The sequence below is a fragment of the Catenulispora sp. GP43 genome (genome assembly GCF_041260665.1).
Taxonomy (GTDB): Bacteria; Actinomycetota; Actinomycetes; order Streptomycetales; family Catenulisporaceae; genus Catenulispora.
Map to the genome: position 1 here is coordinate 1 of NZ_JBGCCT010000052.1, position 22,400 is coordinate 22,400.

Sequence of the window (22,400 nt, forward strand, 5' to 3'; positions counted from 1 at the left end):
CCCGGCGGGGGCGGGGGGGGCGGGGGGCGGCGCGGCCGCCCGGGCGGCCGTGGTCGCGCACGCCGGGCACTGTAAAAAAAACCCCCGGGCGGCCCCCCCCCCCCCCCCCCGCGGCCGGTTTCTTGTTGTGCCGCCTGCTATTCGAAGTCGACCTCCACCAGCAGGTCCGCGATCCGCTCGGGCTCGGCGAGCATCGCGGCGACCAGATGCCGCTGGTCCCACCGCCCCGCCGCCCACGCCAGGCCGCGCGCCAGCCCGTCGAAGGTGGACGTGTGCACGACCCCGTCCGCGACGCGCCAGTCGACCTCCGTGCCGTCGGCCAGGATCAGGTCGTCGTGCTCGACATAGGTGCCCGGGGCGTCCGGAAGCAGGGCCCTGACGGCCTCGGGGACGTCCCGCACCTCGCCGGGCTCGTCCACACCGGCGTCTATCACTTCCGAGGCCAGGTCCAGGTCGAGCAGATCGGCCAGGGCGGTCGCGAAGCGCAGCGGGATCGGCAGATAGGGCCGGCCGGCCAGCAGCGGCAGCAGGTCCGGGGCGTCCACGACCACGACGTCGTCCGCGTCGGCCACCACCAGCTCGCCGTCCAGGGTGGCGCGCAGGTGTTCCGGCGGGGACACCTGGTCGGCGGGCACCTCGGCCAGCGTGCAGTACAGATCCGTGAGCTGGCTCCGGGTGACCGGCCGGTCCGGGTCGGCCAGCCGGTCCAGCAGCTCGTCCGGACCGCCCGGCGTCGCCAGCAGTTCCAGGGCGGTGGTCTTGACGCCCAGCGCGGTCAGGAACTCCGCGTCGTTGGCGAGCGCGCCGGCGTCGGCCGGGTCCAGGGGATCGTAGAGCCCTGCCAAAGCGGTGTCGTCGCCGGCGACCAGATCGGCGGGGCACTTGTCGGCCAGCACCGGGGTGCGGCTGAGCCACCACGCGGTGGCCGAGGGCACGGTCAGCTTCCCGCCGTCGGCCAGCGACAGCCGCGCCGGCCGGATCACCGCCTGGCGCAGCGCGGGTGTGCCGGCCAGCAGTTCCAGGGCGCGCGCCCACGCCTCGGGCCGCACCGTCTCCAGCCCTATGACGCCGGCCAGCTCGGCCAGCACCACCGGCGCGGAGTCCGGCGGGCACAGCGCCTCCACGTGCTCGGCCCAGTCCTCGAAGCCCTCCAGGTCCGCCAGCTCGTCGTCGAGGGTGTCCGGATCGAGCAGCACATCGGTGTCCCGCAGCAGCGGGAAGCCGTCGGGGACGCCGGCGGCGTGCAGGACGCCCGACCCCCAGCGCTCGACCCACGCCGCGTCGACGAACCCGTACAACTCCGGGTCGACGATCCCGGCCAGCGCCGAGTCGGGCACCAGCAGCTCCCCGGCCGGCGTGAGGCCGCCGTCGGCCTCCGGCAGCAGCAGCCGGCCCAGGCCGAACCGCTCGCCGGGCCGCGGGTCGGCGGCCCGCACCAGCGCCAGCACCGCCTCGGCCACCGCCAGCGGATCGGAGGAGGCGGCGTCGTCGCCGAGCGGCACCGGATCGTAGGCGGCGTCCACGGCCTGGAGCACCGACGGATCGGCCAGCATCACCCGCGGCTCGGCAGGCTGTGCCCCCAGGCGATCCAGCAGGCCGGAGCCCTCCCCGAGCGCGTGCGGGTGGATGACCCGCAGACCGAGCGGGGTGAGCGCGGCGAGGGTGGCGTCGTCCAGGCCGGTGGCCGGGCGCAGCGTGCCGCGCGGGCCGCGCACGGTGCGGCCGTCGGCCAGCGGGACCGGCAGCGCCGCCAGCGCGTCGAAGGCGAGCGGGTCGTCGCCGGAGACGGCGTCCAGCGCGGTGTAGAGGACCGACCACCAGGCCGGGGGCCGGTCCAGGCCGGCGACGGCCTCGACGACGTCGCCCAGGCCGATGCCGCGCACGCCCAGGGTGGACAGCGCGGCCTGGTCCTTCTCGAAGCCGGCCGGCAGCAGGCCGGGGACGACGTCTTCGAGGGCTGCGACGAGGGCTTCGGAGTTCGGGGTGAGGACGACGGCCTCGCGGGGGACGAGGAGGGTGTCTGCCGCTGTCCCCGTTGCTGTCTCTGCCGCGGCGGCTTCGGCGTCGGCCTGCGCCGTCTCCTGATCCTTGTTCTGGTCCTGGTTCTGGTTCTGGTTCTGGTTCTGGTTCTGGTTCTGGTTCTGGTTCTGGTTCTGGTCCTTGGCCGGCGCGGCGGCCGCCGGCAGGATCGCGCTCTGGCCCAGCAACGCCACGATCCGGCGCCGCACCTCGGCATCGACCGGTCCGTCCGCGATCGGCCCGGGGACGAGGCGGAGCAGCCCCGCGGTCTTGGCCGGCCAGTCCCGCACGAGCTCCGCGTAGGCGTCGGCAGCCCGGTCCAGCAGGAAGTCGGTCAACGCCCCCGGGGCCAGCCGGCGCCGCGTCGGGTCCAGCGGCAGCGTCGCGATCAGCAGCGCCGGCAGGCCCAGCGGCTCGTCGGTGGGCGTCGGACCGTGGAACACCGGAACCGTCGCCGGACGGCGCGGCTCGTCGGCCGCATCGCACGGGACCGCCCACGTCAGCGTCCACACCGGCCGGGCACGTTCCTCGACCGGCCGATCCGCCAGCAGCTCCGGCGCGATCGTCCCGCCGGCCGACACGATCCGCCAGCGCGACTCCTCGGCGCCGTCGGTGATGGTGCACACGCCGTCGGCGTCGCGCACCGCGGTCAGCCGCCGCACGTCCCCGTCGACGTCCACGACGATCTCCGCCAGCGCCGGCAACGCCAGCAGCAGCGCGTCGTCCACCCCGGCCAGCAGACCGCGCACCAGCTCGCGCGCCGCCTCGTCCCGCAACGGAAGGACGACGGCCGTGTCGAAGCCCGACGCCGGCTGCCCCTCGGTGGCGAACGGCAGCCGCAGCACCGGGACCCGGCCCTCACGCCGCAGCACCTCGGCCCGCAGCCCCTCACTGCCCTCGGCGGCGCGCTCCACCTCGCGGCGCGCGTCGTCGGCGGAGAAACGGACGCTGCCGTCACGGGAGAGCATGGAGGGCTCGTCACAGACCGCGAGGACCGCGGCGAAGCCGACGCCGAAGCGGCCGACCGGCGAGGCGGCGTCGGCGGAACCGGCCGCGGCCGCCTCCCCGACCTTCGCCGAGGCCCGCAGCGTGGACAGCCCGGTCACCCCGTCGGCGTCCAACGGCGCTCCGACATTGGCGGCGGTCAGAGTCCCGCCCTCCAACGTCAGCCGCAACCGCCCCGGCACTCCGGCCCGCAACGCGGCATCGGCCGCATTCTGCGCCAACTCCACGACCACCCGGTCCCGGTACCCGCCGAGGACGAGGTCCTCCTCCAGGTTGGCGTCCTCGCGGAAACGCACGGGCGAGGCTACCCACGCCTCCAGAACCCGGGCCCGGATCGCTGCTGTCTCAAACGGATCGCTCACCCGCGGATTCTAGGGCGTGTCTCAACACCCGGGGCGCACGCGCCTCATCCCGCCTGGCTGCCCGCTTCCGCGACATAGCCGGTCAGGCACTGATGGCAGATGATGTCGACCATCCGCTCCACCGAGTAGTCACGCCAGCGCGTCACCGGCTCCACCAGCGCACGGTTGCACAGGGTGTGCAGATGCGGCGGGTCGGCGGCGTCATCGATGCGCACGATGTGCCAGAACTGGTCTTCGGTGCTGTCCGTGTCGAGATCCCGGTCACGGGCCAGCTCGTACGTGTAGCGGCTCACAGTCGGGACGATGCGCCGGTTTGCGGTGCGCGGCACGTTGTGGGCACCGTTCGGGGTATGCGGGAGCTGACGGGTGGGCGGATGACCGGGGGCGTCGTGCTCGTGGACGGCGGCGCGGGCGCGGGCTCGGACGCGAGTGTGGGCGATGTTGTGCGCAGGCCGGCGGGTGCGGCGTCCGGATTCGTGGCGGAGTTGCTGGGGCTGTTCGAACAGCGCGGCTTCGGCGGCGCACCGCGATACCTCGGTTGTGAGGATGGCGCAGACCTGTTCAGCTACATCCCCGGCGATGTCCCAGCCCGGTTCCAGGTGTGGACCGACGAGCAGATCGCCGCAGCCGGCCGGCTCCTGCGTGCGATGCACGAAGCCACCCGCGGCAGCGCCCTGGCCGGACGCAGCCCGGTGGTCTGCCACCACGACGCCGGGCCCAACAACGCCGTGTTCCAGGACGGCGTGCCGGTCGCGTGGATCGACTTCGACACCGCCGCGCCCGGCGACCCGCTTGAAGACGTCGGCTATGCGGCCTGGACATGGTGCATCGCCTCGAAGCAGACGGCGCCGATCGCCCGCCAGGCAGACCAGGTCAGGATCCTGGCCGACGCCTACGGCCTCACGGCCCCCGAACGTGCCGTCCTGATAGACGCCGCGATCGAGCGCCAGGCGCGCAACGTCCGGTTCTGGGCCTCGGTCCTGGCCTCCGGAACCGCTCTCGCCGACCCCGCGGCCATCGCCGACCGCATCGCTTGGAGCCGCCGGGAAGCCGCGTTCACCGTCACCCACCGAGCGGTCTTCGACCGGGCGCTCGCAAAAGTATGAAGGCTAGACTTGTAATCTCAAACTGCCAAGTCTAGACTGAACATCGTGAACGAAGCCCAGCCCCCTGCCGCCGCCGGCGAGCCGGACCTCCGCCGCGAGACCGCCAACCGTCTCCGCATCGGGATCGGCGCCTTCAAACGGCGCGTCCAGGATGCTGGTGCCGCCGGAGAGCTGAGCAATCCGCAGCTCACCGCCTTGTCGCGGCTCGACCGCCTGGGGCCGATGACCACCACCGGCCTCGCGCGGCGTGAGCAGATCACGCCGCAGGCGATGGGCGCGACGGTCGCCAGTCTGGAGAAGCTCGGCCTGGTCACGCGCAGTGCGCACGCAACCGACGCGCGCCAGTCCATCCTGAGCCTGACGCCGGAGGGCCTGGCCGCCGTGCACTCCGGGCGCAACGCCGTGGCCGACAAGGTCACCGCCGTCCTGGAGGAGTCGTTCACCGACGCGGAGGTCGCGGTCCTCGCCGCCGCCGCGCCCCTGATCGAACGGCTCGCGGAGCTGCTCTGACGCTGCTCCCGGGCTCCCACGCTCCCTTCCGCACCTCTGGAGCCGCCATGCCCGGCACGCCTGCCACCTCTGCCATACCCGCCATACCCGCCACGACCCGCGAGGACGGCGTCGCCGAAGCCGCGACAGCCCCTGCACACCAGCACCAAGACAAGAACAAGAATCCCTTCTCCTGGCGCTTCACCACCCCGCTGTTCATCGGCTCGGCCCTCAACCCCATCAACAGCTCGCTGATCGCCACCGCCCTGCTGCCGATCGCGCACGGCGTCGGCGTCCCCATCGGCCAGACCGCCGCCCTCGTCACCGCCCTCTACCTGGCCAGCGCCATCGCGCAGCCGACCGCCGGCAAGGCCGCCGAGGTCTTCGGACCGCGCCGGGTCTTCCTCGCCGGCATCCTGCTGGTCGCGCTCGGCGGCCTGGTCGGGGGCCTGGCCGGCGACCTGCCCGTTCTCCTGGTCAGCAGGGTCCTGATAGGCCTGGGCACCTCCTGCGCCTACCCGACCGCCATGCTCCTGATCCGCGGCCGCGCCCGGGCGGCGGGCCTGGCCAAGCCGCCCGGCGGCGTGCTCGGCGGCCTGCAGATCGCCGGCATCGCCACCGCGTCCCTCGGCCTGCCGATCGGCGGCGCGCTGGTCGGCGCGCTCGGCTGGCGCTCGGTCTTCTTCGTCAACGTGCCGGTCGCCCTGATCGCGCTGGCCGCGACGCTCACCTGGGTCTCGCCCGACGGCCCGCTCCAGCGCCCGCTCCGGTGGCGGCACGTGGCCGCACGCCTGGACGTCGTCGGCATCGCCGGCTTCGCCGCCGCCATGATCGCGCTGCTGCTGTTCCTGTTCGCCCTCCCCACCGCGCACTGGTACCTGCTGGCCCTGTCCGTCGCCCTGTGGGTCGCGCTCGTGTTCTGGGAGCTGCGTGCCGCGACCCCCTTCCTCGATGTCCGCATGCTCGCCGCGAACACCGCGCTCGCCCGCACCTACCTGCGCTTCGGCCTGGCCATGCTGTGCCTGTACGTGGTCTTGTTCGGCATCACCCAATGGCTCGAAGCCGTCCGCGGCCTCAGCGAGACCCAGGCCGGCCTGCTCCTGCTCCCGATGACGCTGGTCTCCGGCCTGATCGTCTCGCCGGTCTCCCGCCGCAACCTGGTCCGCGGCCCCGTCATCGCCGCGGCGCTTGCCTGCGTCGCCGGCGCGGCCGGAGCCCTCGTCCTGAGCGCCTCCGCCTGGATCGGCTGGGTCGTGGTCATCACGCTCGTCTTCGGACTCGTCATGGGCTTCGTCGCCGCCGGCAACCAGACCGCCCTGTACGCGCAGGCGCCCGCCGACCAGCTCGGCACCGCCGCCGGACTGCTGCGCACCTTCGGCTACGTCGGCTCGATCGCCTCCTCGGCCATCACCGGCATGGTCTTCCACACCAGCGTCAGCGACCACGGCGTGCACCAGATCGCCTGGATCATGCTCGGTGTCAGCCTCCTCCTTCTCCTGGTCTCCGTCCTGGACCGCACACTGCCGAGAAAGGCCGCGTCGTAGGAAGACAGAGTCCTAAGATCGGCAGGCGTGAGCGACGACACCGACGCCTGCCCCGACCCCGACTCCGACCCCGACCCCGACCCGGCGCGCGCCGCCGACCTTCCGGAGTTCATCGCCCTGCTCGAGGAACTCCGCCACCGCAGCGGGAACCCCTCCTACCGGACCCTGGCGCGGCGTGTCGGCCCCCTGATGCGTCCGCCGCAGGCCATGCCGCACTCCACGATCGGCGACGTCTTCCAGTCCCGGCGCCGACGCCTCAATCCGGACCTGGTGATCGCGATCGTCCGCGCGCTCGGCGCCGACGAGACCGCGGTCGACCGGTGGCGGCAGGCCTGCGTCCGCGTGCACGGCGTGGCCAAGACCGGCGGCCCGCTCGGCGTCCTGCGGCAGCTCCCGGCGGACCTGCCGGAGTTCACCGGCCGCGAGGCCGAACTGAAGCACCTCATGGACGTCCTCGCCGCCTCCGCCGACGAACGGCTGGCCGCTCCGTTCGTCGCGACCATCGAGGGCATGGGAGGCGTGGGGAAGACGCAGTTCGCGGTGCACGCCGCGCATCGTCTGCTGCGCGCCGGCCACTACACCGACCTTCAGCTGTCTGTGAACTTGCGCGGGTTCGATCCCGAACGGCCGCCCGCCGAACCCGCCGGCGTCCTCGACGGCTTCCTGCGCGAGTTGGGCGTACCGGGGCAGCAGATCCCCGAGACGCTCGACGAGCGCGCCGCCATGTTCCGCGACCGCATCCACGGCCGGAAGGCCTTGCTCCTGCTCGACAACGCCGCCGACGCGCGGCAGGTCCGCGATCTGCTGCCGGCCGCGTCGACGTGCCTGGTCCTGGTCACCAGCCGCCGCAGCCTGGCGGACCTGGAAGGGGCCGATCCGCTGGTCCTGGACGTGTTCCAGCCCGAGGAAGCGCGGATGCTGCTGGCGAAGGTCGTCGGCGAGGACCGCGCCGCCGCCGAACCCGACGCCGCGGAACGGATCGTGGCCGCCGGCGGACGGCTGCCCCTGGCCGTGTCCATCGCCGCGGCGCGGCTCACGTCACGGCCCGCGTGGTCGCTCGCCGACCTGGCCGCGCGACTGGAATCCGATCCGGACGGCGAGACCTCGACGAGCCGCTTTCTGGACCCCGTCTTCGACCTCTCCTACCGAGGCCTCACCCCGCAGGCGAGCCGCATGTTCCGGCTCCTCGGCCGGCATCCCGGCAACGACTTCTCCGCCGCCTCGGCAGCGGCCCTGACCGGCCTGACGACAGACAGCACCGAGCTGCTCCTGGAGCGGATGCAGGACGAGTACCTGATCGACCAGAAGTACGCCGGACGCTACGAGATGCACGACCTGGTCCGCCAATACGCCCGGCACCAAGCCCGGGCCGACGCCGCCGAGGAACAATCCGTCGCGCGCAGCCGCCTGCTCGACCACTACCTCCACAACGGCCACCACGCCGCGATGCTCGAGGTCCCCGTCCGCGACCCGATCTGCGTCCCGCTCCCGGCGCCGCAGGACCGGACGACCCTGGTTCCGATGGCCGACGCCGCCGCTGCCGGCGTGTGGTTCGACGCAGAGTTCGAAGCCTTTCAGGAACTGATCCAGACATGTGTCGAGTCCGAACCCGTCATCGCCTGGCAGCTGGCGTGGTCGTTGGTCGGGCACTGTATGAAGACGGCCCGCTACTGGGAAATGATCCGCAGTCAGACGCTCGCCCTCCAAGCCGCCGAGCACGTCGGCGACCTCACTGCGCTCTCGTATTCGCTCCAGGCGCGGGTCATGGCGATGACGCCCCTCGACATGTACGACAGCGTCATCGCAGACCTGAACCGTTCGATCGAGATCTGCCGCAGCACCGGCGATCGCTTCTACGAAGCGCGCGGGCTGTGCAAGATCAGTGCCGCATGGTGCCAGCGCCATGACTATGCAGCCGGCCTGGAGTACGCGCTGCTGGCGCTGGATGTGAGCCGGTCTCTGGGCGTCGACGGCCGCACCGAGCAAGCACGAAGCCTGAACCTGGTCGGGTGGAGTCAGGCGCATCTGGGAGAGCTGGGGCCGGCGGTCGACGCGTGCGAGGAATCGGTGCGGCTGGCGGAGGAACTCGGCGATCTGTGGTCCCAAGCTGTCGCGCTGGACAGCCTGGCATTCGCGCACCGCGAAGCCGGCGCCTACGAGATGTCCGCGGCGACGTACCGGCGCGCGCTCGCGGTGCACGACCGCTACGGTGCCGCGTCCTTCCGAGCGCGGACGCTGACGCACCTCGCGGATCTGTTGGCGCTCATAGGTGATGTCGACGAGGCGCTCGCGCTGTTCCGGGAGGCACTGAGCGTCGTGGAGACCGCCGATGAGCAGTTTGCCGAGGAGGTCCGGCAGCGGATCGGGGAGCTCGTGGCGTCAAGGGAGCGATGAGGCGGCTATCCCCGGCCCTCCTCCAACGCCATCTCGAACCACACGACCTTTCCGTTCGCCGTCCGGCTCACGCCCCAACGCAGCGCCAGCTGGCTCACCAGGAACAGCCCGCGCCCGCCCTCGTCCAGATCGCCGGCTTCCAGCAGGATCGGCAGGAAGTGGTCGTCGTCGCGGACCTCGCACAGCAGCGTCCGGGTCCGCAGCAGCCTCAGCTCGATCGGTCCGTGGGCGTAGCGCACCGCGTTCGTCACCAGCTCGGTGGCGAGCAGTTCCGTGGTGTCGCGCACGCCTTCCGGCAGCTCCCACTCCGCCATCGCCTGGCGGACCAGGCGGCGGGCGCGCGGGACTGTGGGCGGCAGTGGGGCCAGGAGCCAGTTCGCTATGTTGTCCGCCGGGATGCCCTTCAGACGCGCCGCCAGAAGGGCGACATCGTCCTCGTGCTTGTCGCCGTCCAGCATGGTCAGCAGGGTGTCGCACAGCGCCTCGGGGTCGGCGTCCAGGCCGGCGGCCAGTTCCAGGCATTCGCCGAGGGCCTCGATGCGGTCGTCGATGTCGTCGCCGCGGGCCTCGACCAGGCCGTCGGTGTACAGGACCAGGACGTCGCCGTCGCGGATGGGGATCTCGGCGGTGTCGAAGGCGACGCCGCCCACGCCGATCGGCGCGCCGCTGGGGACCTCGACGCGCTCCACGCGGCCGTCGGCGCGGACCAGCATGGGGGACAGGTGGCCGGCGTTGGCGATGACGCAGCAGGAGGCGATCGGGTCGTACACCGCGTACAGGCACGTCGCCAGGTGGTCGTCGCCCAGCTGCAGGGCCAGGCTGTCGAGCTGGCGGAGCAGCTGTCCGGGCGGCAGGTCCAGGGCGGCCAGGGTCTGCACCGCGATGCGCAGGTGGCCCATCACCGCCGCCGAGCGGACGCCGTGCCCCATCACGTCGCCGATCACGATCGCCACCCGGCTGCCGGGCAGCGCGATGGTGTCGAACCAGTCGCCGCCGACGGCGACGGCCGGGTTGGCCGGCAGGTACCGGTGCGCGACCTCCACGCCGGCCGGCGTCGGCGGGGCGGTCGGCAGCACCCCGCGCCGGAATTCGGCGGCCGTGGCCACCTGGCCGCGGAACAGCCGGGCGTTGTCCACGCCGAGGGCCGCCTGGGCCGCCAGCTGTCCGACGGTGAGCACGTCGATCTCGTCGAACCCGCCGCGCTCCGGGCGCCGGGTCAGGGCCACGCAGCCGAGGACCCGGCCGCGGACCACGATCGGCACCGCCAGGTAGGCGCGCTCGGCGACCAGCGGGTACAGGTCGCCGGGGGAGTGCGACAGGGCCATCGCCAGGGCCCGGTCCGGGGTGACCCGGTCCAGCCGGACCGGCATGCCGGTGGCCATCGCCTCGTGGCAGGGGCTGGTGTCGTGCATGATCTGCACCGCGCCCTCCGGCACCAGCGCCAGCCAGCGCTCCGGCGGCTCGTCGTGCGCCACCGCCACCCGGCGCACCAGGCTGGATGCCGTCGCGCCGAGCGCCGGCGGGGCCGGGGCGCCGTCCACGAACAGCGCGTCCAGCAGATGGACCGAGGCGAAGTCGGCCAGGCGGGGCACCAGCGTCGCGGCGAACTGCCCGGCGACCGCCACCATGTCCGCGCCGGCCCCGATGCGGCCGGTCGCCTCGTTCAGGAACGACAGATGGTCCCGCAGATCCACTTTGTACGTCAGCACTCCGTTGTGCCCGTGCTCTGATTCGTGCACTTATCTGTTGCTCTCGCTCCGGCCCGATACTGGTGTGCGGAGTCTAGGACCGTTCATCCGCCTTTTGGCAGAGGAAGAACATCTGGATCTCCGGTTGTGCCGAAGATGTCTCCGGTGCGTAAGAAAGTACCTGTTCGTGCTCGATGACGAATCCGGACTCTGACAACACAGTACGCAAGTCGTCGCGCAGAAACCCGGTGACTCGGATTCTGCTGTCCAGGAAAGCGATCGGGACGTCGTCCACGTCGGCCTCCACCATGGCGACCGCGAACCGGCCGCCCGGGACCAGTGCCCGGTGGATCAGGCGCAGCGCGGTCTGGATCTGCTCGCGCGGAAGATGCAGCAGCGCGAAGAAGGCGGTCACCGCCTCGTAGCCCGGATCGGGCGCCGATAAGTCGACGACGTCGCCCAGGACGAACTCCGCCTCGGGCACGTTCTTCCGCGCGATCTCCAGCATGCGCGGGGAGATGTCCAGACAGGTGACCCGGCAGCCGGCGTCCACCAGCTGCCGTGCGGTCGGCAACCCGGTGCCCGAGCCCACGTCCAGCACCCGCGCGCCGGCCGGCAGCCGCTCCAGCAGGGTCCGGACCACGGCGAGCTGGCCGTCCTTGTGCGGGAAGGCCTCGTCGTACCGGGCGCCGATGGCGTCGTAGGCGCGGGCCTGGGCCTGTTCGCGGTCGATCCACGCCTGATCCAGCGGTGTGGGCGAGCCCGGATTCCCGATGACCATGTGACCCCTCGACTCGCGGAAGCAGACCTGGCACAGGCCTTGCACGCAACTGGCAAAAGCACTTGCGCACAACTGACCCAGTCCGGTCGCAGTGGGCCACCGGCCTCCGTATTATCAATGGTCTTCATTTCCGTGGGAAAGGGTGGGACTGATGCGCATCGACGCGCAGCACAGCCGTCGCTCGTTCGTCCGCGCGGTGAGCGTGGGAACCCTGGCCGTCGGGTTCGACCTCACCTCGCGGGCCTGGGCGGCCCAGGCCCCGCAGAGCGCGGGATCGGATTTCCGGCACGCCCCGCACCTGGACGGCCGCCTGCTGGTCGCCCCGGCCGACCTGGCGCCCTACGAGGACGACTTCGGCCACCTGGTCCACCGCACCCCGCAGGCGGCCCTGCTGCCCGGCTCGGTCCGGGACGTCGCCGCGATGATCGCCTTCTGCGGCCCGCTCGGCATCCCGGTCGCCCCGCGCGGCCAGGGCCACCAGACCTTCGGGCAGGCGCAGGTCGCCGGCGGACTGATCGTCGATCTGGGGCCGCTGGACGCGATCAGCGTCGACCCGGCGGCGAAGACCGCGACCGTCGGAGCCGGGGCGGTGTGGAGCGCGGTCCTGACCGCGAGTCTGGCCCACGGCCTCACCCCGCCGGTGTTCACCGACTACATCGAGCTCTCGGTGGGCGGCACGCTGTCCGCCGGCGGCGTCGGCGGCGCCTCGCAGCACCACGGCGCGCAGGTCGACACCGTCGTGGAGCTGGAGGTCGTCACCGGCACCGGCCAGGTCCAGACCTGCTCGGCCACCCGGAACGCGGACCTGTTCCACGCCGCTTTGTCCGGCCTCGGTCAGGTCGGCGTCATCACCCGCGCGGTCATCCGCCTGGTCGCCGCACCGACCTCGGTGCGCAGCTACTCGCTGGCCTATCCGAGCGTGGCCGCGCTCACCGCGGCGCAGCGCAAGGTCGTCGGCGACGGCCGCTTCGACTGGCTGGAGGGCACGATCCTGCCCGCCACCGGCGGCGGCTGGCAGTACATCCTCGAAGGATCGGCCTTCTACGACACGACCCCGCCGAATGACAGTGTCCTGATCGGCGATCTCGCCTACATCGGCCCGCCGCAGATCCAGGACTCCGCCTACTTCGACTTCGTGGACGACCTGGCGCCGACCGTCGCCGCGCTGAAGGCCAGCGGCGAGTGGTACGACCCGCATCCGTGGTTCAACGGGTTCCTGCCCGACGCCGCCACCGACGCCCTCGTCGAGGCCACCATGGCCGCCACGACCCCGGCCGACCTCGGTGCGAGCGGACTGGTGCTGCTGTATCCGGTGCCGACCGCCAGGTTCACGGCGCCGTTGCTGTCGGTGCCGGAGGGCGAGCTCGCCTTCCTGTTCGCGGTGCTGCGTACGGCCGCGCCCGACGACGCGCTCCCGGCCCCGGAACTGGTGCAGGCCAACCGCGATCTGTACCTGAGCGTGCAGGCCAAGGGCGGGACGCAGTACCCGGTGGGCGCGATCCCGATGACGCCGGCCGACTGGCGGACGCAGTACGGCGCGCGGTGGCAGCAGTTCCGGGCGGCGAAGCAGTGCTTCGACCCCTACGGGATTCTCGCCCCGGGACAGGGCATTTTCACTTCTTAGCGGCGGATCGGCAGCGGCCGCGCGGGTTTTCCCGCGCGGCCGACGACCGCGGGTCACAAGCGGTACCGCCAACTTTCGTCTGTCATTTCCGTTGCTTGTGAACCGGGCGAAACTATCCTTCACAGGGCTCTGATGTCGTGCTATTCAAATCAGTGCGTCACCCCACATCCCACCCCCTGTGGAGGCACTCAGTGCTGACGACCCACCGCTCGCGCAGACCGTCGCTCCGGCGCGGCCTGTTCATGCTGACGGCGGCGCTCACGGCCGTCGTCACGTTCATGGGTACCAACGCCTCGGCGACCGCGGCCGACCACTATGTGGCCCTGGGCGACTCGTACTCCTCCGGTGTCGGCGCCGGGAGCTACATCTCGTCCAGCGGCAGCTGCGACCGCAGTACCAACGCCTACTCGCAGCTGTGGGCGAACAGCCGCCACCCGGCCAGCTACGTCTCCGTCGCTTGCTCCGGCGCCACCACCCAGGACGTGCTGAACAACCAGATATCGGCGCTGAGCTCCTCGACCTCCCTGGTGTCGATCACCATCGGCGGCAACGACGTCGGCTTCTCCTCGGTGATGGAGACCTGCGTCCTGGACTCCGACAGCGCCTGCCTGAACGCGATCAACACCGCGACCTCGCAGGCCAAGACCATCCTGCCGGGCCGGCTGGCGGCCACGTTCGCGGCGATCCGGAACGCCGCGCCGTCCGCGCACGTGGTGGTCCTGGGCTACCCCGAGCTGTACGACCTGGGCCACTCCTGGTACTGCCCGGGCCTGTCCGGCACCGACCGCACCGCGCTGAACAACGCCGCGGACCTGCTCGACACGCAGATCTCCACCGCGGCCAAGAATGCCGGCGACACCTTCGCCGACGTCCGCGGCGAGTTCCACGGGCACGAGCTGTGCGACTTCTTCAACGAGTGGCTGCACTCGGTGGACGTCACCGACGTCGGCGACTCCTACCACCCGACCGCCAGTGGGCAGAGCGGCGGCTACTACGCGGCGTTCAGCGCCGTCGCGCCCTGAGCGCAAAGCCGTCGCGCCCTGAGCGCCAAACGGACGGCCGCGGCGATCACGGGGATGATCGCCGCGGCCGTCGGGCTCTCAGCCTGTCGGCGGGATCTCGCGCGGGTCCACGTCGATGTTGGCCGCGACCCCCTCGTGGTACTCCAGCTGCTCCTGCAACTGCTCGCCCTCGATGTCCGGGTCCGGCACGTACCGCGCGAACCACTGCGGGTGGTACCAGAAGCCGGACTTCGCCAGCGCCATCACCGCCGGGACCAAGGTGAGCCGGACGACGAAGGCGTCCAGGAACACGCCGGCGGCGAAGCTGAAGCCGATCACCTTGATCGTCGGGGTGGGGGAGACGATGAAGGCCACGAAGATGGAGAACATGATCAGCGCCGCCGCGGTCACCACGCGGGAGGCGCGGCCGGTGCCGCGGCGGACCGCCTCGACCGCGTCGCCCTTCTGGGTGAAGTCCTCCTTGATGCGGCTGACGACGAAGACCTCGTAGTCGCTGGACAGCCCGAAGATGATGGCGATCATGATGATCGGCAGGAAGCTGATGGTCTCGGACTTGGTGACGTTGAAGAGCGTCTGGCCCCAGCCCCACTGGAACAGCGCCACCGTGCAGCCGAAGGCCGCGCCGACCGACAGCAGGAAGCCGATGATCGACTTGATCGGGACCCAGATGGTGCGGAAGGCGAAGGTCAGCAGGATGAAGGCCAGGCCGATCACCACCGCCAGGAATACCGGCAGGGCCGAGGACAGTTTCGCCGAGACGTCGATGTTCGACGCGGTCAGGCCGCCGATCAGGATGGTCGCCCCGCTGCCGGCGGCGATCGCGGTGCGGTTGTCGCGCAGGTGGTGGACCAGGGTCGCGGTCTGGGTGTCGCTGGGGCCGGTGGTCGGGATCACGCGGATCACCGCGGTGTCGCCGTTCTGCGCCACCGGGGTGGCCGCGGCCACCCCGGGCTGCTTGGCCAGCCCGGCGGCGATCTGCGACACCTGCTGTTGCGAGGTCACCCCGTCGGCCACGACCAGCAGCGGGCCGTTGAAGCCGGGGCCGAAGGCCGCGGTGGTGATGTCGTAGGCCTTGCGGGAGGTGTTGCTCTTCGGGTTCGACGAGGCTCCGGGCAGGCCCAGTTCCACCTGGGTGGCCGGCAGGGCCAGCACCACCAGGAACAGCACGCCGGTGATCAGCACCACGATCCGGTGGTGGACCACGAACCGGGCCCAGCGCCAGCCGCGGGACCTCTCCGGGGCCTCGACGGACTGCTTCGCGATGCGCTCGGAGTGGTCCTTGCCGAAGGGGAGGCGGGAGAAGTTTCTGAGTCTGTCGCCGGCGAACCCCAGCATCGCCGGGACCAGTGTCAGCGACAGGAGCAGGGACAGGAACACCGCGCCGGCGGCGGCCACGCCCATGATGGTCAGGAAGGGGATGCCGACCACGGCCAGCCCGCACAGCGCGATGATGACCGTGAGGGCGGCGAACACCACCGAACCGCCGGCGGTGCCCGCGGCCAGGCCCACCGCGTCGTAGGGCCGCATCCCGCGCAGGACGCCGTCCCGGTGGCGGCCGATGATGAACAGCCCGTAGTCGATGCCGGTGGACAGGCCCAGCATGATCGCGACGGTCGTCGAGGTGGAGGCGATGGTCATCACGGCGGCCAGCGCGGTGATGGTCATGACCGTGATCAGCACGCCGAGCACGGCCGTCATGATCGGCAGCCCGGACGCCGCGAGTGAGCCGAAGGTGATCAGCAGGATGATGAACGCGATGATCAGGCCGACCAGCTCGGGCAGCTCCGAGGGCACGACCCGCCACCCGGGATACACGCTGCCGTTGTACTCGACCTGCACCCCCGCCGCCTCGGCCGGGGCGACGGCGGCCTTCATCTGGTCGAGCGTGGAGTCCTTGATGTCGGCCGGCTGCTTGGTCCACTGAACGTTGCCCAGCGCGACCTGGCCGTTCTGCGAGATCGGCCCGCCCTGGAAGGGGTCCGACACCTGCGAGACCCCGGGCACCTTGGCCACGTTCGCCATCGACTGCTCGATCCCGGCCTTGGGACCGGGATCGGTGACGTGCACGCCGTTCGGGGTGGCGAACACGATGGTCGTCTGCGCGCCGCCCAACGCCGGGAGCTTCTGCTCCAGCAGGTCCGTGACGTGCTGCGACTCGGTGCCGGGGATCGTGAACTCGTCGTTGGTCTTCCCTCCGCTGGCCCCGGCGACGATGATCATGACGACGACGATGATCAGCCACGCCGCGAGGACCCGCCGCCGTCTGTGGAACGACCAGCGGGCGATCCGGAAGAGATAGGTCGACACCTTCGCAGCATCCGGTGCGGCCGCGACGTGCGCAGTCCGGGCTGCGCCATCCGGGACCCGGCGGACGGACGGCGCAGCGGCACTTCGCCAGGATGTTCGGTCGGCGGCGGCGGGTCAGCCGAGTTCGAAAGTGGTGATCCCGTAGACCGTCGCCAGATCCATGGCGCGCACCGGACCGGTGTACATGCGCGCCGTCTCGAAGCTGGGCTTCATCCCGTACCGCTCGGCCAGCGCCACCGCCGCCGCGTTCGGCTCCGGCACGTCCAGCGCCACCTCGACCGGCGCCTCGGGTCCGGACGCCGCCGCGAGCCCGGAGACCAGGGCCCTGAACAGGGCCTCGGCGATCTCGGGGGTGTCGGCGAACAGCGGCCCGATCTTCGCGAACGCCGGGGCGGGCCGGATGACGCCGTAGCCCACGAGCCCGCCGTCGGCCACGGCGGCGTACGCGATGTGCCCCGGCGCCGACAGCCAGCGGTCCAGGAACACCGGACGCTCGGCCGGGAAGCGGCCGCCGTCGTAGGCCTCGATCGCGTGCCGGCCGACCTGGTCGGCGGGCAGTACCGCGGCGTCGATCCCGCCCGGTGCTCGCGCGCCGACCGCCGCGGCCGACCCGACGTAACGGATGTTGCGGTGAGCGAGCTGGAAGCCGGAGCGCCGGTAGTTGTCCTGCTGGTCCAGCACGCCGTCCAGCCCGATCACCCGGCCTCCCGCGTGCTCCAGTCCGGCCTGCCAGGTCGCGTAGCCGTGCCCCTGGCCGCGGAAGTCGGGGTGCACGAGGTAGAACCCGAGGAAGGAGAACTCCTCCCCGTAGTTCACCACCGACACCGCCGACACCGGCCGGCCGTCGATCCGGCCGACGAAGAACCCGTCAGGGTCCTGAGCCAGGAAGCATCCGCCGTCGGCGGGGCCGGGGTTCCAGCCCTCGCCGGCGGCCCAGGACTCGAAGACCCGCCAGTCGGAGGCGGTAGCGCGGCCGATCTCCAGCCGCGCCGCCTCGTCCGGGCCAGCGCCGGCCCTCTCGTCCCGGTTCATGCCTACAGGTCCTCTTCCATGGCGGCCAGTTCCTCAGGGGTGCCGTAGCTGATCGGGCCGCGGTAGGTCTGGCGGGCCGTCATGAACCACCATACGGTCGCGATGGCCAGCACGACGGCCAAGGCCACCGGGGCGTAGTTGAACGACTTGTGGGTGATCGGGTAGTTCTGCGGCAGCAGGAACAGGATGCTGCTCAACCCGATCCAGACCACCGCGACGGTCGCCACCGGCTTGCTCCAGCGGCCCAGGTTCCACGGGCCCGGGGTGAAGTCGTCGCCGCGCCGCAGCCGCAGGAAGATCGGGACGCCGTAGGAGCCGAACAGCCCGATGACGTTGACCGACACGATGGCCTGGAACGCCACCGTGTTCCACAGCGACGGCACGCCGAGCAGGAAGGCGCCGATCGCGGCGAACCAGACCGACTTCACCGGGGTGTGCGTGCGCTTGCTGACCGAGCGCCACAGCTTGCTGCCGGGGATCGCGCCGTCGCGGGAGAAGGCGAAGATCTGGCGGGAGTTCGAGGTCATGTTCGCCAGCCCGCAGAAGAAGATCGCGCCGCAGACCACCAGCAGCAGGACCTTGGCGGTGGGCAGGCCCAGCGCGTCGACGAAGATCTGCGCGGCCGGTTCGTTGGCCCCGGCCTCGGTGCTGTAGTTGCTCGCCGACATCGAGAACGTCAGCGCCAGGATCAGCACCAGCCCGGCGATCCAGGAGAACGCGATCGAGCGGACGATGCCCTTGGGCGCCGAGACCGCCGCGCGCGTGGTCTCCTCGGACATGTGCGCCGAGGCGTCGAAGCCGGTGAACGTCCAGCTGGTGAACAGCAGACCGATCATGCCCGCGTACAAGCCGGACTTGAAGCCGGTGCCGTTGACGAAGTGGGTGAAGGCGAAGCCCGCCGAGTTGTGGTGCGAGGGGAACACGATCAGGTAGAAGGTGATCACCAGCCCGCCGACCAGCAGCCAGGCGATGCTGATCTTGTTCAGCAGCGCGACCAGCCCGACGGTGTAGGTGTTCAGCAACGCGTGGATCAGCAGGATCGCGCCGTAGATGGCCAGGATCTCCCCGGCGCCGGGGTTGAAGCTGTGCCACTGCAGCGTGGCCAGCGCCACGGCGAAGTTGGCCAGCGCGAAGTCGGTGGCCGCGGTGCCGCCGATCTGGCCGATGAAGTTCAGCCAGCCGGTGAACCAGCTCCAGACCGCGTTGTGCCGCTTGGCCAGCTTCGCCGACCAGTAGTACAGCGCGGCCGAGGTCGGGAAGCCGGAGGTGATCTCGGCCATCGCGGCGCCGACGAACAGCACCAGCAGACCGACCGCGAGCCAGCCGAAGACCATGATGCGCGGCCCGCCGGAGATCATGGCCAGGCCCAGCGCGGTCATCACGCCGGAGATGAAGTTGATGATCGTCGCCGAGATGGCGAAGTTCCCGAACGCGTTGACCCGCCGGGCCAACTGCCGCGGGTAGCCCAGTTCGCGCAGGGTCTGGTCGTCGTCGGGCATCTCCACCGAACTGCCGGGACGGCCTGTCGATGTGGCGGAAGTCGCCATCTGTCGTACCTCTCAGGGGAAGGGGGGTGCGAGGGACGTGCCACGCGAGGGCGTACGCGGCCGGGGGGTGGGGGCGGATCCGGGCGGATCCGAGCGCGTCAGAGTTCGGACAAACAACGCTCCCGGGCCATGACCAGTGCCTGCTCCGGGTTCCCGTGCAGCGACCACGGCATCGTCAGCGCATAGGGGCCGATGGCGTCGAAGACCTGGGCCGCCGGCCGCCACTGCGACCCAGCCCACAGCGCGTGCGCCAGGTGGTGCAGATCCGGCAGCAGCGCGCCGCTTCCGCCGGTCGGCAGGAACCAGTGCGTGTAGCAGCGTTCCGTCTCCTGCTCGGCGTAGGCCGTCGACCAGTTCCGGTACGTCAGCAGGACCTTGTTGAGGTCGTTGCGCTCCACCTGCTGCCGGAACGCCTCGATGAAGGCCACCAGCTGCAGGACCAGCAGAGCCGACCCGCTCGGCGCCTGGCTGGCGATCCAGTGCGCCACCGCGGACACCGAGGACACCGACCCGCCGCTCTTGGGCCCGACCGCGGCCAGCAGACGGTGGTGCGCCTCCCGGTTCCACGGATCGCGCCGCCACAGCTGGCCCATGGTCTGCCAGGGGCCGTCGATCAACAGCTCCGGCGGGCCCGGCACGTTGTCCGGCGCGGCCGGGGCCAGGTGGAGCAGCGCGATCCAGGGCAGCGGATCGTCCGGGAAGCGCTCGGCGGCCTCCAGGCACTGGTTCCGGGTCAGGTCGATGAGCCCGTAGGCCCGGGGGTGCTGGGCGCGATGCGCTTTCAGGGCCCTGATCACGTTGGTGCGCAGCCGCAGCAGCGCCGCCTCCGGACTGTCGGGCTCCTCGGTCAGCCAGGCGGTGTCCACGCCGTTGGACGCCGCGATCTGCGCCAGCACCAGGTAGCGGTAGTCGCGCACGTCCTCGCCGGCCTGCCGGTCGGCCAGCAGCTCGCCGGCCAGCGTGTACCGCCCGACCCGGAACTCCTGGGTGGTGGTCGCCAGCCGTTGGTCCCGGCCGGCCGGATCCCAGACCAATTTGAGGTTTCCCTCGCCCGGTCCTCTACGTTTCGCCACGGCGGGCCTCTCCTGACGAGGAGGCCCTGAGAGAGGTCACGGCGACCATCCCTGTGCTGGAGAGGACGAATGACGCCCGCAGTGTGTGCACACCGGACTGCCACCGCCTCCGTGTCGTTTGTTGTCAGGGCCCGAACTGAACGCGAATACCCAAGCCGAAAACGCCCGGTCCGGGAAGCGCACAGACTGTGCGCAGACCATGCACGAACCATGCGACAAGGGCCCTGACCTATCAGTATGCTGACGGATATCGCTGACTGTCCGCATACTGTCGGTCGCAGTCCGCTGGAATTCGGAAAGGGGGTAATCATGGCCAAGTCGAGGCACTCCAGACTCCGCCGCGCGGGGCTGGCCAGGGCGCGCGAGGCCGCCGGCCTCACCCAGGAGGCGTTCGCCACCCGCGCCGGCGTCGAGGTGTCCACCGTTGTGCGCTGGGAGAGCGGATGCACCACCCCGCTGCCCGGGAGGCGGCCCCAGATAGCCCGGGCGCTGGGCGTCGGACTCCAGGACCTCGAACGGCTGCTGACCCCCGAGGTCCCGCAGCAGCCCTACGCCACCGGCTGGGAAGGCGCCGACGACGGACGGCTGGCCGCGATCGCGGGAGTGCGCGAGGAGGTCGCGAAGCTGACGGCCGAGTACGACGCCCGACCCGCGACGGGACTGGTGATACAGGCCGCGGGACTGCTGGGACGCGTCGAGGCCCTGCGGGCCGGCGCGAACGGAACCTCCGGCGATGCTCGGACTCTCGACCCGCCGCGGCTGTCGCAGCTTTCTGTGACCGGGGCCGCCGGCGCACCGCTGCCGACCGCGAGCGACACGGCACCCGGCCTCGCACCTGCCGCCGGCACCGCACTCGGCCCGGCACTCGGCCCGGCGCTCGGCCCGGCGCTCGGCCCGGCGCTCGGCCTGGCACCCGGCTCGGCACCCGGCTTTGCCCTTAGTCCCGCCCCCGGCACCCCCATGCGCTGGCGCCGCGACCTCGACGTCGCCGAAGCCGAAGCCGCCCTCCTCGTCGGCCGCCTCCTGTGGGACGCCGCCGGCCGCCGCGACTCCGCCGCGGCCCAGGAGTTCTTCGATCGCGCCGCCCGCCGCGCCGGACAGGCCGGCGACTCGGTCCTGCACGTCACCGCGACCCTGCGTTCGGGCTTCGTCGGCCTCTACGGCGGCGACCCCCGCAGCGGAGTCCGCAAGTGCGTGCAGGCCGCCGTCATCGCGGCTCCTGTCAGCGAAGCGCTGTTCGCCCTGGCCCGCCTGCACGCCGCCGAGGGCCATGCCCTGCTCGGCCACGCCGCCGAATGCGACCGTGCCCTCACCACGGCCCGCGGCGCCATGGCCGCCATCAGCCCCGACGACCCCGCGCCCGGAGTCTGCCCGCCCCGCGCCTACCAGCGCCTGTCCGGCTCCGCCCACCTCGCCCTCGGCCGGCACGGCGAGGCGCGCGTCGCCCTCACCGAGGCCGCCATCCGCTACGAGCCCGGCAAGGTGCTCGCCGTGGTCCTCGGCCACCTGGCGCTCGCCTGCCTCGGCGAGGGCGACACCGAGGCCGCGCTGCGCCATGTGCGCACCGCCATCGAGATGGCCGAGGCCACGTGGTCGGTGGGGGCGCTGGCGGTGGCCTGCCGCGCGGGTCGGGAGATCGTGCGGGCACCGGGAGCGCGGCGATCCGAGGCGATGGAGGTCGTGGACCAGTTGCTGGCGGTGCTCGCCGCCTGATCTCCGGAATCAGCCTCCTGAGCCGAGCCGCAGCACCAGGGCGCCGGCGATGATCATCGCGAACGCGGCCATCTTCGGCGTGGTGATCTTCTCCTTGTAGATCACCGACCCGAGCACCACGGTGCCGATCGATCCGATGCCGGTCCAGATGGTGTAGCCGACGCCGACGTCCAGCGTCCGCAGCGCCAGGCTCAGCGTGAAGATGCCGCCGGCGGCGGCCAGCAGGGTGAACACCGACGGCCACAGCCGGGTGAAGCCCCGGGTGGCGTTGGTGCCCAGCGCGAACGCGACCTCGAAGACCGAGGCGATGAGCAGGTAGATCCAGGCCATGGTGGTTCCCTCCCGAAGGGTGAGTGAGTCAGGCGGCGAGCTTGTCGGCGACCTTCAGCCCCAGTACCCCGCCGATGATCAGGACGAAGGCCAGCACCTTCGCCGGCGTCACCGCCTCGTGGAACAGCGCGGTCCCGAAGACGACCGTCCCCACCGAACCGATCCCGGTCCAGACCGTGTAGCCGACGCCGACGTCCAGCGTCTTCAGGGCCAGGCTCAGGAAGAAGATCCCGCCGCCGGCCGCGGCGATCGTCAGCAGCGACGGGACGAGCACGGTGAAACCGTGGGTGGCGTCGGTCGCCAGCGCGAACACGACCTCGAAGACGGACGCTATGAGCAGGTAGGCCCAGGGCATGGGAACACA

17 protein-coding genes are annotated in these 22,400 nt (G+C 71.6%); 7 read left to right on the plus strand and 10 right to left on the minus strand.

The window, feature by feature from the left end:
- Nucleotides 1-137 precede the first annotated feature (137 nt).
- Complete coding sequence (locus ABH926_RS50935) at nt 138-3,386, minus strand: sacsin N-terminal ATP-binding-like domain-containing protein (RefSeq protein ID WP_370374654.1); 3,249 nt, start codon at nt 3,384-3,386, stop codon at nt 138-140.
- A 44-nt stretch (nt 3,387-3,430) separates the two neighbouring features.
- On the minus strand, nt 3,431-3,679 hold the full coding sequence (locus tag ABH926_RS50940) for a hypothetical protein (protein ID WP_370374655.1): 249 nt from the start codon (nt 3,677-3,679) through the stop codon (nt 3,431-3,433).
- A 57-nt stretch (nt 3,680-3,736) separates the two neighbouring features.
- Between ABH926_RS50940 and ABH926_RS50945 the strand changes: the two genes are divergently transcribed.
- Genes ABH926_RS50945 through ABH926_RS50960 form a run of 4 tightly spaced genes read left to right on the plus strand, consistent with a single transcriptional unit; the run spans nt 3,737 to nt 8,919 of the window.
- Entirely contained in the window at nt 3,737-4,492 is a 756-nt protein-coding gene (locus tag ABH926_RS50945; RefSeq protein WP_370374656.1) for a phosphotransferase family protein, read from the plus strand.
- A gap of 45 nt (nt 4,493-4,537) precedes the next feature.
- A complete protein-coding gene (locus tag ABH926_RS50950; protein ID WP_370374657.1) occupies nt 4,538-5,002 on the plus strand; it encodes a MarR family winged helix-turn-helix transcriptional regulator in 465 nt (154 codons plus the stop codon).
- 47 nt (nt 5,003-5,049) lie between these two features.
- Complete coding sequence (locus tag ABH926_RS50955) at nt 5,050-6,525, plus strand: MFS transporter (protein WP_370374658.1); 1,476 nt, start codon at nt 5,050-5,052, stop codon at nt 6,523-6,525.
- 27 nt (nt 6,526-6,552) lie between these two features.
- On the plus strand, nt 6,553-8,919 hold the full coding sequence (locus ABH926_RS50960) for a tetratricopeptide repeat protein (protein ID WP_370374659.1): 2,367 nt from the start codon (nt 6,553-6,555) through the stop codon (nt 8,917-8,919).
- A gap of 5 nt (nt 8,920-8,924) precedes the next feature.
- Here ABH926_RS50960 and ABH926_RS50965 read toward each other — a convergent pair whose 3' ends face one another.
- Together ABH926_RS50965 and ABH926_RS50970 are read right to left on the minus strand one after the other, a co-directional pair.
- Complete coding sequence (locus ABH926_RS50965; RefSeq protein ID WP_370374660.1) at nt 8,925-10,658, minus strand: SpoIIE family protein phosphatase; 1,734 nt, start codon at nt 10,656-10,658, stop codon at nt 8,925-8,927.
- Nucleotides 10,659-10,701: 43 nt separating this feature from the next.
- The gene (locus ABH926_RS50970) at nt 10,702-11,388 is read right to left on the minus strand and encodes a class I SAM-dependent methyltransferase (RefSeq protein WP_370374661.1); all 687 of its coding nucleotides are present in this window, start codon (nt 11,386-11,388) and stop codon (nt 10,702-10,704) included.
- A gap of 151 nt (nt 11,389-11,539) precedes the next feature.
- On the opposite strand from ABH926_RS50970, the gene ABH926_RS50975 reads away from it, so the two are divergent.
- Nucleotides 11,540-13,012 carry an FAD-binding protein gene (locus ABH926_RS50975; RefSeq protein ID WP_370374662.1) on the plus strand — a complete coding sequence of 491 codons (1,473 nt, stop codon included), beginning with the start codon at nt 11,540-11,542 and terminating at the stop codon, nt 13,010-13,012.
- 242 nt (nt 13,013-13,254) lie between these two features.
- Entirely contained in the window at nt 13,255-14,034 is a 780-nt protein-coding gene (locus ABH926_RS50980) for an SGNH/GDSL hydrolase family protein (protein WP_370374675.1), read from the plus strand.
- A 78-nt stretch (nt 14,035-14,112) separates the two neighbouring features.
- Here ABH926_RS50980 and ABH926_RS50985 read toward each other — a convergent pair whose 3' ends face one another.
- The 4 genes from ABH926_RS50985 to ABH926_RS51000 form a co-directional block, all read right to left on the minus strand.
- Nucleotides 14,113-16,341 (minus strand): MMPL family transporter, encoded by a 2,229-nt coding sequence (locus ABH926_RS50985; RefSeq protein ID WP_370374663.1) that lies wholly within the window; start codon nt 16,339-16,341, stop codon nt 14,113-14,115.
- 114 nt (nt 16,342-16,455) lie between these two features.
- Entirely contained in the window at nt 16,456-17,373 is a 918-nt protein-coding gene (locus tag ABH926_RS50990; RefSeq protein ID WP_370374664.1) for a GNAT family N-acetyltransferase, read from the minus strand.
- Between the two features lie 2 nt (nt 17,374-17,375).
- Entirely contained in the window at nt 17,376-18,920 is a 1,545-nt protein-coding gene (locus ABH926_RS50995) for an amino acid permease (RefSeq protein ID WP_370374665.1), read from the minus strand.
- A gap of 98 nt (nt 18,921-19,018) precedes the next feature.
- A complete protein-coding gene (locus ABH926_RS51000) occupies nt 19,019-19,993 on the minus strand; it encodes a hypothetical protein (protein WP_370374666.1) in 975 nt (324 codons plus the stop codon).
- Between the two features lie 309 nt (nt 19,994-20,302).
- On the opposite strand from ABH926_RS51000, the gene ABH926_RS51005 reads away from it, so the two are divergent.
- Nucleotides 20,303-21,706, plus strand: coding sequence for a helix-turn-helix domain-containing protein (locus tag ABH926_RS51005; protein WP_370374667.1), 1,404 nt, complete (start codon nt 20,303-20,305; stop codon nt 21,704-21,706).
- A 9-nt stretch (nt 21,707-21,715) separates the two neighbouring features.
- Here ABH926_RS51005 and ABH926_RS51010 read toward each other — a convergent pair whose 3' ends face one another.
- On the minus strand, nt 21,716-22,036 hold the full coding sequence (locus ABH926_RS51010; protein ID WP_370374668.1) for a multidrug efflux SMR transporter: 321 nt from the start codon (nt 22,034-22,036) through the stop codon (nt 21,716-21,718).
- A gap of 28 nt (nt 22,037-22,064) precedes the next feature.
- Entirely contained in the window at nt 22,065-22,391 is a 327-nt protein-coding gene (locus ABH926_RS51015; RefSeq protein ID WP_370374669.1) for a multidrug efflux SMR transporter, read from the minus strand.
- Nucleotides 22,392-22,400: the final 9 nt, after the last annotated feature.